Raw genomic sequence first — 12,963 nt, forward strand, 5'->3', positions numbered from 1 at the left:
AATTAAGAAAATCCGGAAAAATGACGGCACATAAGGAAGGCTCGCAGACAGGTTCTGCGGGCTTTCCTGCGTATTGGCCGTGCAGAATTGCCACAGTTCAGCGTCGCGTTTCGATTGCGCATCATCTTATTCTGTTATGTTATAACATACTTGTGTAGGAGGTATTCGATCAGGACAACACGGACCCATAATGAACACATCACTCCGCACCTCCGCCCTGCTTCTGCTTGCCAGTCCGTTCCTTTTTCTGAGTGAAACGACACCTGCCGAGGCCGCCTCCGTTGCCAGCACGGATGTCACGGATCAGAGCACGGGCGAAGACACATCAAAGACCAGGAAGGATGCCTCGGCGCGCGATCACCACATCATCGTCACCGCACATCTCGACCGTCAGCGCGCAAGCCTTCAGCCTTCCACAGGTGCGACCGTGTATCGGTTTTCGCGGCAGGACATCGAACGGATTCCGGGTGGTGACAATGCGCCCCTCACCACCATCCTGTTGCAGGCCCCCGGAGTGGCGCAGGACAGTTACGGACAGATCCACATCCGCGGTGACCACAATGAAGTGCAATTTCGGCTCGATGGCGTGATGTTGCCGGAAGGACTGAGCGTATTCGGGCAGGCGTTGATGACACGCTTCGCGCACTCCATGTCGCTGACGACAGGCGCGCTCCCCAGCGAATACGGCTTTCTCCAAGCGGGTGTGATCGACATTACCACGAAGAACGGCACGTCGGATGAAGGTGGCAATGCGTCGGTTTATGGCGGCGCGCGCGACTATATGCTGCCCTCGCTCCAATACGGCGGTCATACGGGCCAATGGGATTATTTCGCGACGGCGGATTTCGTTCATAATCGGGTCGGCATCGAAAACCCGACACCCAGTTTCAATGCCCTGCACGACTTGAGCAATCAGTACCATTTTCTGGGACATCTGCGTTACACGGCGGACGCCGACACCCGCATCAGCTTTACTGCCGGTGTGTCCAACGCTGAATATCAGCTTCCCAACAATCCCGGCCAGCAGAGACAGTTTGCCAACCCGACCTATATGGGAAGCGATTTGGCCCAACGGCTCTATGGCAGCGTGGACAGCGCTTCGCTGGATGAGCACCAGAAGGAAATCACGGATTTCGGCATTCTCTCACTCCAGAAGGAGATGGGGAAACTCAGCCTGCAATCCTCGGCCATCGTGCGCTACAGTTCGCTGGGCTATTCCCCCGATCCCTTGGGTGATCTCGTCTATAACGGGATTGCCCAGCGTGCGCAGCGCTCCGTGTTTTCTTCCGGGTCACAGAGCGATCTCACATGGCGTGTCGCACCGCGTCACACGCTGCGCTTTGGATATCAGGCCTATGTCGAACGCACGATCGCCAAGATGGACTCCACTGTCTACACGCAGACCGGCACGGATCAGGACGGCAACGCGGTCTTCGATGGGGCCACCGCATCCATTCATGACGGCACGGGCCGCACCGGTTGGGTGTATGGACTGTACGCACAGGACGAATGGCGACCTCTCCATAATCTGACAGTGAATTACGGCCTGCGCTTTGACGGAGTGGATGAATACACCCACTCCAAACAGGTGAGTCCACGCATCAACGTCGTCTGGCGTCCATGGACGGGTGGCACGTTCCATGCGGGCTATTCCCGCTACTTCACACCACCACCCTTCGAACTCGTGGCCACGAACCAGCTTGGCAAATACGCGGCGACGTCGGGGGAGCCTGCCAATTTCGGGAACTCGATGGTCAAAGCTGAGCGCGATCATTACTTCGATGCCGGGTTCGCACAGGATCTTCTTCCCGGCTGGCACGCCTCATTCGATGCGTATGTCAAACTTGCCCACAACATGATCGATGAAGGCCAGTTTGGCTCGCCTATCATTTTGTCCGCGTTCAACTATCGACGGGGGCAGGTGCATGGCTTCGAATTCGCCACCGACTATTCGCGCGGTCCATTCAGCGTCTATGGCAATTTTTCGTGGTCCCGCGCGATCGGCAAGGACATCGTCTCGGCGCAGTGGAATCTCGATCCGGCCGATCTGGCCTATATCAGTCGTCACTGGGTGCATCTGGACCATGACCAGAGATGGACAGCGTCCGCAGGTGCCAGTTACACCATCTTTCACAAGACGGATCACCCTCTGCGACTGTCCGCCACGATGGTCTATGGCAGCGGCCTGAGAATGGACGGAGCCACACCCAACGGCGCCTCCGTCCCTCAATACGCCACGTTCAATCTTGGTATTGTGCAGTCGTTCGAGAATCTCTTCCACACGCCTTGGCTCAAACGCACGGAACTCCGTCTGGATGTCACGAATCTGTTCGACAAACGCTACATGCTACGCAGTGGCGATGGCATCGGTGTCGGCGCGCCACAATATGGACTTCGCCGCACGATCCTGACAGGGATCTCGCAACGTTTCTGATACAATATGGGTCTTTCCTTTATTTCGAGGAAAGACCCATATTCTCAGGTACTGAGACCACCCGTCTGACTGCTGTCATAAGGGGGTAATTGCAGGATGATTGTCCCCGTCACCCATGTCTCGGACAGGCCGTTCACATCCATGATGCGATTGGCCTGCGTCGCGTCACCAAGATATTTCGCGGCCACGTGCCACAGGGAAATATCCGCTGGGCCCACCGTAATGGTCTGGCTTTCATATACATTTGTCATGGTTGTGCACTCTGAATGGAATTTCCCGTAATGGTTTCGATCGTGCCATTAGCCTGATTCAGATAAGATCCTGCCAGAGACGAAGAGGATGATGTGGCGGAATGACAGATGGCGGCAATCAAAGAAGAACCGTCTGAAACGATGTTGCCGTTCGCATTCGCCGCAATCGATGCCAGTTCGGTTTCCGAGGCTGCCGACAGGGACGAAACGGACGTCCCCGCGTCCGTCATGCTGCTTCCCAGTGTCGTAAGAGTCGCGTTACTGCTCAATGACGAAAGCGCGTTCGCCTGTGTCGAGATCCCAGAGAGAGTGGCAGACAGGCTGGACACGCTCCCGCCACTCCCAAAGAGGTTCGCCAGCGGCGTAATCTCACCCGCATAGGACGAAAGTGACGATGACGCTGCCGACACATACGACGAGAGGCTTGTAAATGTACCCGATATGGCCCCCAGCGCATTCGTCGCCTGTGTCCCGATCAGACTGGTGAGAACCGAACGCGTGGACGAAAGCGTGCTTGCCGCCTGCGGTATCACCTCACAGGCAATCCGATAAGGAATGACCGTTCCGTTTTCCGTATAGGCCGCTTCGAAAGCGGTTATGACCACCTGCCGGGCGACTCCTCCTCCCGAAAAGACCCATTCGGAGCCACTGCGCGCCATAGCATCGAGCGTGCGGGCACGCGCGAGCGCCGTGCTGCCCCGGAATATGCCGTTCCAGACGAGGGGTTCATCAAAATACCCCCCAAGAACGACAACTTTTCCACCACCCGGTTGAAAAAACGTCGAGGTTGCCTGATAGCCACCCCAACTGAGTGCGGACGGCACTTCGGTATCAAGAAATACGACATTTCCCAGACGAAAAGCCTGACTTCCCAGAGCCGCCCCGATCGCCCCAACAACACCCAGAAGACTCATCAGATATGAAACCCCGGATAGCTGGGAGTCGCCTGCACCCACGACAGCGGCGACATTGTGGGAGGTGCCGAGAGAATAGCCTGAAGTTCAGTCATCATCATGCGGCGTAGATCAGTATGAGGTTGATGGTCTTTCATGGTTTGTCCGTGTTCCGAACTTCGAAAAGACGATAGATCACTGATCTTTTTCGGCATGAAAGGTGAAGGCGAACGCACCGCTGCAACAAGACCGTTCTGGCGTGGAGAACTTGACGGAAACGGGGAAGAGTGAGACGGCGCATCAGGACGAGACGTTCTGCCAAAATGAGGCATCGTGCTCTCATGCGAGTTCATGCGTTCTCCAAAACTCGGCAAAAGTGCATCCTTCTGTTTCCGACTCTGTCCCATAACGCTGTCCACGCCTCCATTCGGTATGGATTTGCGAATAAATCGTGCTTCTATCGAGGCTCTTCGAGACGAATTCTGAGGATGAGGAAGAATATAGCTCTGCTTGTTTTTCTCAGAGGGAATCATATTCGAAGATGTTCTGATCGCGCGTGAAATCGATGCCTTCGGAGTGATGACGGCTTCACTGCGTTCTTTAATTCCTCCTTTTGTCTCTGACATATGTGGAATGTGAGCATGCAACATGCGATCGGTTGAAAACGTCGCTGGTCTCAAATTACCAATTGCACGAACAGGAAAATGTTCCATGCGCTGCGCGTGCGTCTTTCTGTGAACAAAAGACGTAAGAGAGAAACTCTGCCGCGCTCGCTTTTCAGATACTAAAGAAACTCTTCCTAATTCATGAAATCCTACCTTCTTTGGCCTTTCGGAAGTCGATGATATCCGACGAACACCAGTGCGCAGGATCAGTGAAGACGCATGTCTATCCATTGAAGGAGCAGGTGAGACAAAAGCGCCTCGACGCAGGGCAGATACTTTGCCTCCCGTTCCATCATGAAGGTTCTGCCCCCGCCGCAAAAAACGGGGCATAAGGCGAGCCGCGCCTGGACCAATCTCAGAAGCGCGAGCCACACTTCCTTTTCGTGCGGTCACACGCCGCTGTGTGTGGCTGTCGCTCCTTCTCCGAAACATTTCCGATCGCTCCACATACCTTCCTGCAGGAAGACTCACTCCCTCCAGCAGAGACTTTCCCATGAGAACTCCGCTCCATCCATCGTGCCGGCAACCACGAGAGCAGCAGCACGTGTTTTCCAGTCCCATTTCATGATGATTTCATAAGGAACATTCGCCTTGAGAAGCATCATGATGGTCCACATGGATGGAGAGGTTGCTAGTTTTTTATGTCGTGGACCTGATCTTCATCATCGGCCTGCAAATGCCGCTCAATGGCTTCGATACCATCAGCCCCAATCTGATTGACCAGATCACGGATGCCATTTCGGCTGGAAGGAAAAGGAACAGGAATGCCATCGATGGCCCGCACCGAGCACCATGCCTGAGCCGCATTCAGATAGGCTTCGTTGCGAGCTCCCTCACTTCCACAAGCCAGAAGAAAATCAAGGATCTCTCCCGGATTCATTTCACGATAGGACAGCTTCCGTCCTTCCGCTGTGACAATTTCCATATCATTTCCAGCCTGGCTCATCAGATGGCACGCCTCTGACTGGCGAAGAAGGTCACCGACTGCGAAACAATGCTGTTGGCATCGAATTTCCCCGCGTTTGTGAACGCCAGCGTGACACCGCTATACTCAAACTTTGAGGCTGAACCATCATTTTCTTCAATATAGCAATAGAGCACACCAGAAGAGATGGTGTTTGTGTTCCAAAATGCCAGTTCGTCCTCATTGAACAACGTATCAAGTGCGGCATTCGCTCGATCAAGAGTGAAGCCGCCTCTCCAACCCGCAGGCGTATTGAATTCGATAGGTGGTTTGTTCAGTGGATTGGCGCGCTGAACGTGGATTTCCTGTTGCGCGTGAAAATCCACCACATCCTGCAAATCCACACGCGTACCATTCCAGACAAGGATGATCGAGCCCTGACGGCCAAGGGTATAAGGTGTTGTCACGATGCGCTGGCCACGGTCACGTCGGCCCCTCCATCAATATTCACGATGAATTTCCTGTTCACGCCGAAATAGGTCACACTCACATCGGCCTGTAAAAATCCAAGAGCGACACGGGATTGCGGATTGTTCGACGATGAACACGTCACCGAATAGGCAACGCTGCCATCCTCCGTACCAATCACCCCCTGCGACTGCAGATCGGATAGGAACCCTGTCAGTGTTGCCTCAATGTTTCGGAACAGGGTGGTAGAAATCGCTTCACCGATGTAGATGCCCATACCATCCGAAATCGTGCGGGCAATGAAATTGGTCACACGGGTGTATTCATCACCGTCAATTTCAGAATTGCTCGAAAAGTTGAATCCACCTCTTACCGTCCAGTAACTCCCTCCAGGGGCCGGATTGCTGATGACATCGAAACCGTTCTCAAAAAGCGAAGACAATTCAGAGGACGAATACGTCAGGGTTTGACCCGTACTCGTCAATCCACTTTTCTGACTCCCGACAATGCCATAAAGCTGCTTGTTCAGACTAGGCAGTTGCGGTGACAGAGACGCAAGACGACCTGCGACAAAACCTGCTGGTGACACCAGTCTCGTCAATGAATTTTCTGAATCATACCAATAGATCCAGTCGCCAAACATGACCTTGAGTGCGTAACTGTCCACCCCCGCACTAGTGCGGCTGGCGAGTGCATCGGAAATCGCCTGCCCAGCCGGACCGCCGGAAATCATGTAAAGGCCTTCAGCCACACCAAAAGCCACCTGCGTGGACCATGTGGAACTGTCCGTTACGCCGCTCAACACGCCAATGCTGCAATCCTGTCCTCGCAGGGCATACATGCCCGTACGGGTGACACCATCTGTGCCCACAAGATTTTCCGCGACAACCCCTGTATTGCCATCCTTGCCATTGGCGAGGGTGATGTTCGCTATTGCCGTTGGTGCCACGCTCGTTTCGGAACCCAAAGCCGCCACAACGATATTGCTCGGTCCACGGGCGTTTGACACATCATTATTGACAGCCGACACAAGGGCCGCCCAGAAATCGGCAGGGGTGCTTCCAACCGCTATGTTATCGAACGTCTCAGGAATACTGTTTGGCATGGAAACCGTCAGTTTCCACGTATTCAGCGCCGAGCCAGCCGAAAGTGCGGCCGTAATGGTATTGCCTGATGTCCCCGTATAACGTGCAGAGAGCAACACGGGATAAGTCGTTCCGTTTTCATCGGCCAGTAGAGCCGCGGATGCAGCAGCGTCTGTACCATCAGTTACGCGAACACCAACGAAACTGGAAGCCCCCTGCAAAATCGCTGTGGACACGACTGTGGCCAGGTCGAACTGGCTCGTCTGCATGGGGCCGAACGCCACAATACGTTCAGCAGACGTACCAAAAACCAGAGGTGTATTTACCGGTCCCCACGACGCTGTTCCCACAACGCCAATGACATTTGTCTGCGCTCCAGAAAGTGACGTACTACCATTTGTCTGGATCTGCACATAGAGATCCGGAACCACGAGGGAAGCTGTATTCAGCGTTCCAGATTGAGTAATGATACCCATTTTATGCCCTTTATGTTATGAAATCATACGTCAGGAAAAATATCCGCAGCTTTGATTTCTTCGATCTTGTGCGCAACGCACATCACGCGCGTTTCATCCATATCCGTGTCCCCACGGGTAGGCGCTAGCCATGTACCTTCGATAAAATCATTCCATGCATTAATAAGACCTACTTTTGCCGAAACGCTTCCAGAATTTCTGGAAAAATTCAGGAGATCCCGAACAAGTTCCGCACAAGCCTCTATATCTTCCTCATAAAACGAATCTCTATTTTCATTCTCTCTGAGTGGAAATAATGCTTGCGGAACATCCACCAATGGTCGCCTGTCCCATCCCATCATCGCCACAGGGATTATAGGAGAACCGTTTTTTTCTTTTTCTTGCCAATCGTTTTTTACACTTGTGGCCAAATCTGAATAAGGAGTGGGCTCTATGATCGGTCGGACAATATTTCCTGCTACAATCGCGTCCGCACCAACTTTTTTCCGCATGTGTTCTATTTCACTTTGAGCACAGACAGGTGATGGCACGAGAAGAACATAAGGATTGGAAAGATTTTCAGACAGTTTTTCTTTTCGAATTTTTCTTATGTAGTCGACTACAATATTCACTTCCGATAAAGAAAAATCCACCGATCCCATACCAAGACATAAAAGCGGACGTCCATCCCCAAACAAGAAACAACTTGGATCATTTAAATATATTTCGTATTCAGGCTGATGACCCGCAACAATCTGCTCAAAATGCACAAGAAGACTAAATTTCAATGCATTCTTCTGTACACTGGATAGATAAAGGGAAAAATCATCTCCCTTCCCATCCAACCAGAACTTTGTATCAAAAATCCAGAATGACAAGCCGCATTGCACTGCCGACCTAATTTCTACATCCATAACCGCCTGATCCGCCACAGGCCATGACACACTCCCTGAAGGAGACGTCAGTGTATTAATAGGAAGTCGATCAGACCACCGAACATCAGAAAGAGCGGTTGCGCATTGCTGGTCCACAGAACGTGTCATATTATACCAGAAGTCCTGTCGGAATGCTCCTAAAGGAGGTAGATCCGAGATATTCAAGCCTTCCTTGGTACCTAATGTCAGGATGTCATTGACCACCCCAGTCGTCCACATAACCGGCACAGTAAGTAACGTCTCGCTGAAAGCAATTTCTGCCCTCCATTCGAGGTCAAGCCCATATACATTGGCATTCAGGTTGCCATTATTGAGTTTTCTCCCACAAAATCTAAAATTTCCCGTATCAACCTGAGCCAATGAAAAATCATTACATTCCAAAACAGCATCCATCACCGCTTTCTCCATGGAATCACGATGAAAAATGGAGGGTGCGTATAAGGAGATGATAAAACTTACATCTGAGCGGCCAGTTTCCCGTTGCAAGAGAAGACGCCCAGACGCTTTTCCAATGAGAACAGTTCCTGTCGTGCTCGTCAGCGTCGATTCAATACATGTACAGGTCGAACGCCCAATGGATGCCACAAGCGCAGAAATCTTCTGCGCTACCAGAGTGGCTCCCTGCCCTTTTTTCACCTCAACGGGATAGGAGATACCCTCAATCTCGATACCAGCCACACCGTCAGTTTGTGCCGTTCCCACAAACGTGGTGGAAAATCCATCGCGTGCATTAACGGCTTCCAGGCCAAAACAAAACTGCTTCTTGGCTTTCCGCCAGTCACGCCGATAGCGTGTCTTGTCTGTCACTTGGCCTTCCGCCTGATTGACGACAATCCATCCTACCGGAGTGAGGGACATCAGATCCTTTTGCAGTTCCGTCTGCTGAGGTTCCCCACGCGCCACCTTGACATCCAAACCGATACTGGAACGCATGCGTCCAATATCGGTCTGAGGATAAATCTGTTCCGCGATAGCTTGCGCCAGATGCTGTTCAACCTGAGCAATTGTCATCACGTCTGATCCGCTGTCACTTCGATACGCAGGCCAAAAGGCGTTTGTTCAACGGAACAGACATGGAAAAAGTTGTTGTGTTCGTCCTGCATACGCAGTCCTTCATGGATCCTCACTCCTGGAATCACAGGCATAAGGATCTCCCAGCCCGCCACCCTGACGTCCGTTCCCAGATCAGTCGTTGACTTTCCTCCGCCACCGGATCGCAACATTGATGCAGGCCAACCTGTAGCCACTGAAATGTCATCTTTCCTGACAGGGACTTGAGGTACACGCAAACCGAAATCACCGTCATCCAATGATGAATCTGATTGCAAAAAAGAAATGACGGCATTTGTCATGATCACAAGAGACGGCCGAGCTGGCTCTGTACGAGCCACGAAATACGTATCGGCTAGAAGAGTAGGAAGATCAGAATCCGGGATGACCTGAAGATAATCTCCGACCAGAATATCACTATTCACTGAGGCAAAGAGGGAGACATGCCCCCATGTATCAGGTGAAGTTCCTGGAAAAGAAGCTGACATGTCAAACAGACTTTTCAGTGCAATTGAATCACCTGTTCCAAGAGGAACAAATGCTTCCTGTGGCCGCTTCCGCACTACAGGAACGCCCGCGATCGAAGCGGCCTTAGTCAGACCGGATGAAATTTTTTGCTGTAATAAAGAAAGATCCATCAGACCACGAGCCTGATATCCGTTGATTGCCAGGCAGGACCGGGACGCACCCCGAGAAAACGAACAAGTTCAAATCTCTGCTGGTTGAACAGACCAATTCTCTGTGCAACCTCGTCCTTATTATGTGTCCACACCGATGCCTTGTCGGTGTCCAGATTGGACGCCGAAGCTGCAGGCCCCGTTTCCAGTGACATAAGGGTCGTTAACATACGACGCACGACGTTAATTTCTTCAAAAGATAATGTATTCATTCGATACTCAATCGAGCATCGGTTTGAATAATCGCAAAAAAAACCGAAACCATGGCCATTTCCCAAAAGTGGATACCAGCAATAACGCCGAATATCCACTTTCTCGCCTGCTGTCAGTTCGGTTTGTGGCGCAACGTCGCTCACGTCCCTATCCCTTCAATGACCGGCAATTCCATAACTAGGGAACCACCGGTCATGCCACGTTACAGACTCTCGATGACCACACCGCGTTTGAGATAACTGTTGGTCGAAGTCGGAATAATCGTCGGGTTGACAGTTGCGTCGGTTGGCAGTGCAAAACCGCCGATCCAGTACCACGACTGAGCGATCATCTGTTTCAGGCGATCCAGAGGCTCACGTGTGACCATCATGATGCCATCTACATTCTCGACCAGCGATCGCTCGCTGTCAGGCAGTTCAAGAGCACCACTGTAATCGCCCTCGATCAACGCGCCCTGACCACAAACGATTGCACGATGAATGACCCCCGCCCCAAGAGAGGCCTGCAAGGGCGCTTCCGTTGTCGGGATGAAACGAACACCAAGAAGCTCCACAACGGAACCAGCCCGATAGGTATCGCTTCCGTAGGCACCACGATAGAGATATTTAAAATCTCCATCACGGAAAAGACCAAGCATCTGCTGATCGTCCAGATAACAGTGATAAGCACCATCGATTGTCGGAACGTTGTTCATACGCAAAGCCGCAACCGCTGCCAGAACCGTCTGGATGCCCAGCGTGTCACCTGTGACATAATTGCTGGATCCATAATTGCCCGTAGGCGCCACAAGCTGGGCCGTTGTAAGACGGTTGTTGGGGCGCAGAACCAGCGGCGCCGTGGAGCTGACCACCGGACTGCCCACCGCACCATCACTGACTGATACTGAAGTCGACAGCGTCAATGTTCCCGACTGTCCCAAAGGTGCAGTAGAGGTATTCACGCTATCCGCCGTCACCGACACAAGCGTGTAAGCATTGCTTCCGATGGTCACCGTCATGCCGGCGGACTGCGCCACCGACACAACCTGTCCGGTCGAATTTACAAGCCTTTCGAAACCGCGAATATCATCCACAGCCACCTGCGTGCTGCTCGAACCGAGAGCTGTGGTGACACGGGTATTACCTCCCATGTAGCCACCCACACCACCGACACCCCCGCCAAACAGCGCATTACGCGCAATCCGGTCCAGTGACTGAAGAGCCTGAATACCATTGGTATTGGCATTGGCGAGGAACTGATCGGCAATCCCAACGCCTTCGCTGACAACGTTCAGATCAATGGTGTCGCCATACTGATTGATAGTCAGTGTGTACTGTTCGACACTCCACATCGAAGGCGTAAGGCCATTGTCGAAATTTACATTCTGCGACGGATTCATTGGCGTCGTCACAGGAGATTTCAGCCCTTTACGCGTCTTGGTGATCGTCTCACCGACACGGTTTGGAAAGACTTCCCGATCAGCAATAGCGCGAAAGGCAATACGGGATTGAAGGCCAGCGGAAAATTCACGGGCCAGATAACCCTGCTGAATGATAGGCTGAAGCTGTGATGGAAAATTATCAATCGTCACGTAGGAATATCCTTAATTGTAGCGACGCGCGTAAGATGGCGCGAGCTTCTTCAATGACTGGCGATATTCACCTTCGGAAAGGTCACGAATAGAGCCCGAGGACACGCTTTTCGCACGCGGAGCCGAGGCAAGCTTTGCTGTCCCGCTGACACGTGTCGAGTTTTCCATGGCACCAGAAAAAAGAAATGGCTTTTTTTCTTTCAGTTCTTCAAATGCCTCTTCAACACCACAGACATTTCCGTTTTCATCGACAGAAATAGATGTGATATCGAGAAGCGGAAGACATTCCATGTCCACGAGTCCCGAAGTAACAGCCGCCGTGCGAATAGCAGCGTCCTTACGAACTCCGGCAATCTCCATCGCCCGGGCCTCGGCAGTTGTCTGGGCTTCATTGCGCACCTACGTCAGTTCCGGAACAGTCTGGCTGATACGGGCAATAAGTCTGATGACCGACAACAGACCGAACTCTCCATAAGATCGTCGTAGCCGTCCGGTAAGCCAGGTCAGACCGAGGCACATCAACTCCATTGCACGTCCCGACTGACCTGCCGAAACCTTGTCACCATGCGCACGATTTCCATGCATGGCCTCAAGCGCAAGCGATCGCAAAGACTCCCACATGTTGAGTGCCGCCGCCGCACCTGTTCCATTGATCTCAAGAAGTTTGGCTTCCCCGCCTTGTGGGAGAGCGATAGCGTTCGACGCATCTTTGGTAATGGGAGGAATGCCTCCGCCCGGCATCATGTATTCATCAACCGACAACACCATCGTCGGATCGGCGGAATATCTCAGCCCCCGTACCGTCTGCGACAAAAGATAATCAGCATCGATCATAGCATCGATGCCCGCAGAAAACGTACATTTCCCTTCTGGATATACAGGATCTGTTCCAGGAAGATTCCGAATCCATACAACCGGCACCACCCCCAACCCATGCACCAGAGACCGCTCGTCATCACGCACAAGGTCATCCGGCATACCGACACAGGCATCGACGCGGATCGGTTGGTACCAAATTGTCTCTTGTTCCGTGAAATCACGAGTAAACCAGTAATTCCCAGCCTCAAACTGGCCAAAACCAGCCCGCCTCAATCCTTCCGCGTCAACAATATACTGCTCACGAACACGGATCAGTCTGGTGGCATCAAACAAAGAAAATATCGTTTCCAGAAAACAGGTTCTTTTAATCTCGATGACAAGCTCGTTCTCAATCACCTGCACGAGAATCGCCACAGAACCAACCGATCCCATGACGGCTGCCTGCTCCATAAGAGAAGACAAATTCATGGCTTTCACAATCTGACGGATCGTGTTTTTGGCCTGTTCGTCTGCTCCATGGACCGTGACCGATGGCCAATGCGAC

The 12,963-nt window shown here is 52.3% G+C and carries 14 protein-coding genes; 1 reads left to right on the plus strand and 13 read right to left on the minus strand.

What is annotated here, in order from left to right; translation table 11 throughout:
- The first annotated feature begins 190 nt into the window (after positions 1 to 190).
- Positions 191 to 2,434 (plus strand): TonB-dependent receptor, encoded by a 2,244-nt coding sequence (locus tag KUA11_RS12510; RefSeq protein WP_217410620.1) that lies wholly within the window; start codon positions 191 to 193, stop codon positions 2,432 to 2,434.
- Between the two features lie 44 nt (positions 2,435 to 2,478).
- On the opposite strand, the gene KUA11_RS12515 is transcribed toward KUA11_RS12510, so the two are convergent.
- The 13 genes from KUA11_RS12515 to KUA11_RS12575 all read right to left on the minus strand — a co-directional run.
- Positions 2,479 to 2,685: a hypothetical protein gene (locus KUA11_RS12515; RefSeq protein WP_217410622.1), complete on the minus strand. Its 207-nt coding sequence runs from the start codon at positions 2,683 to 2,685 to the stop codon at positions 2,479 to 2,481.
- Entirely contained in the window at positions 2,682 to 3,599 is a 918-nt protein-coding gene (locus tag KUA11_RS12520; protein ID WP_217410624.1) for a hypothetical protein, read from the minus strand. The genes KUA11_RS12515 and KUA11_RS12520 overlap by 4 nt, the downstream gene beginning before the upstream one ends.
- Complete coding sequence (locus tag KUA11_RS12525; RefSeq protein ID WP_217410632.1) at positions 3,599 to 4,615, minus strand: hypothetical protein; 1,017 nt, start codon at positions 4,613 to 4,615, stop codon at positions 3,599 to 3,601. The genes KUA11_RS12520 and KUA11_RS12525 overlap by 1 nt, the downstream gene beginning before the upstream one ends.
- 95 nt (positions 4,616 to 4,710) lie before the next feature.
- Positions 4,711 to 4,848 (minus strand): hypothetical protein, encoded by a 138-nt coding sequence (locus KUA11_RS12530; protein ID WP_217410634.1) that lies wholly within the window; start codon positions 4,846 to 4,848, stop codon positions 4,711 to 4,713.
- Positions 4,849 to 4,874: 26 nt separating this feature from the next.
- Positions 4,875 to 5,189 carry a hypothetical protein gene (locus tag KUA11_RS12535; protein ID WP_217410636.1) on the minus strand — a complete coding sequence of 105 codons (315 nt, stop codon included), beginning with the start codon at positions 5,187 to 5,189 and terminating at the stop codon, positions 4,875 to 4,877.
- On the minus strand, positions 5,189 to 5,614 hold the full coding sequence (locus KUA11_RS12540) for a hypothetical protein (protein WP_217410646.1): 426 nt from the start codon (positions 5,612 to 5,614) through the stop codon (positions 5,189 to 5,191). Before KUA11_RS12540 ends, KUA11_RS12535 begins: the two co-directional genes overlap by 1 nt.
- On the minus strand, positions 5,611 to 7,176 hold the full coding sequence (locus KUA11_RS12545) for a phage tail protein (protein ID WP_217410648.1): 1,566 nt from the start codon (positions 7,174 to 7,176) through the stop codon (positions 5,611 to 5,613). Before KUA11_RS12545 ends, KUA11_RS12540 begins: the two co-directional genes overlap by 4 nt.
- A gap of 23 nt (positions 7,177 to 7,199) precedes the next feature.
- Complete coding sequence (locus KUA11_RS12550; protein WP_217410650.1) at positions 7,200 to 9,101, minus strand: glycoside hydrolase family 71/99 protein; 1,902 nt, start codon at positions 9,099 to 9,101, stop codon at positions 7,200 to 7,202.
- A complete protein-coding gene (locus KUA11_RS12555; RefSeq protein ID WP_217410652.1) occupies positions 9,101 to 9,778 on the minus strand; it encodes a hypothetical protein in 678 nt (225 codons plus the stop codon). The genes KUA11_RS12550 and KUA11_RS12555 overlap by 1 nt, the downstream gene beginning before the upstream one ends.
- Positions 9,778 to 10,173, minus strand: coding sequence for a hypothetical protein (locus KUA11_RS12560; RefSeq protein ID WP_217410654.1), 396 nt, complete (start codon positions 10,171 to 10,173; stop codon positions 9,778 to 9,780). Before KUA11_RS12560 ends, KUA11_RS12555 begins: the two co-directional genes overlap by 1 nt.
- Before the next feature lie 59 nt (positions 10,174 to 10,232).
- Entirely contained in the window at positions 10,233 to 11,600 is a 1,368-nt protein-coding gene (locus tag KUA11_RS12565) for a major capsid protein (protein ID WP_217410656.1), read from the minus strand.
- 12 nt (positions 11,601 to 11,612) lie between these two features.
- Positions 11,613 to 11,999 carry a phage scaffolding protein gene (locus KUA11_RS12570; RefSeq protein WP_217410658.1) on the minus strand — a complete coding sequence of 129 codons (387 nt, stop codon included), beginning with the start codon at positions 11,997 to 11,999 and terminating at the stop codon, positions 11,613 to 11,615.
- On the minus strand, positions 12,000 to 12,963 hold a 964-nt coding region (locus KUA11_RS12575; protein WP_217410660.1), incomplete at its 5' end, for a hypothetical protein. It abuts the gene before it with no gap.

This window comes from Acetobacter estunensis, assembly GCF_019083805.1.
Classification (GTDB): Bacteria; Pseudomonadota; Alphaproteobacteria; order Acetobacterales; family Acetobacteraceae; genus Acetobacter; species Acetobacter estunensis_A.

What these genes read in the sequence shown, in the direction of transcription:
- KUA11_RS12555 (WP_217410652.1), bottom strand. Translation starts at nt 9,778, where the DNA reads ATGGATCTTTCTTTATTACAGCAAAAAATTTCATCCGGTCTGACTAAG.
- KUA11_RS12510 (WP_217410620.1), top strand. Translation starts at nt 191, where the DNA reads ATGAACACATCACTCCGCACCTCCGCCCTGCTTCTGCTTGCCAGTCCG.
- KUA11_RS12520 (WP_217410624.1), bottom strand. Translation starts at nt 3,599, where the DNA reads ATGAGTCTTCTGGGTGTTGTTGGGGCGATCGGGGCGGCTCTGGGAAGT.
- KUA11_RS12535 (WP_217410636.1), bottom strand. Translation starts at nt 5,189, where the DNA reads ATGAGCCAGGCTGGAAATGATATGGAAATTGTCACAGCGGAAGGACGG.
- KUA11_RS12550 (WP_217410650.1), bottom strand. Translation starts at nt 9,101, where the DNA reads ATGACAATTGCTCAGGTTGAACAGCATCTGGCGCAAGCTATCGCGGAA.
- KUA11_RS12515 (WP_217410622.1), bottom strand. Translation starts at nt 2,685, where the DNA reads ATGACAAATGTATATGAAAGCCAGACCATTACGGTGGGCCCAGCGGAT.
- KUA11_RS12530 (WP_217410634.1), bottom strand. Translation starts at nt 4,848, where the DNA reads ATGATGCTTCTCAAGGCGAATGTTCCTTATGAAATCATCATGAAATGG.
- KUA11_RS12545 (WP_217410648.1), bottom strand. Translation starts at nt 7,176, where the DNA reads ATGGGTATCATTACTCAATCTGGAACGCTGAATACAGCTTCCCTCGTG.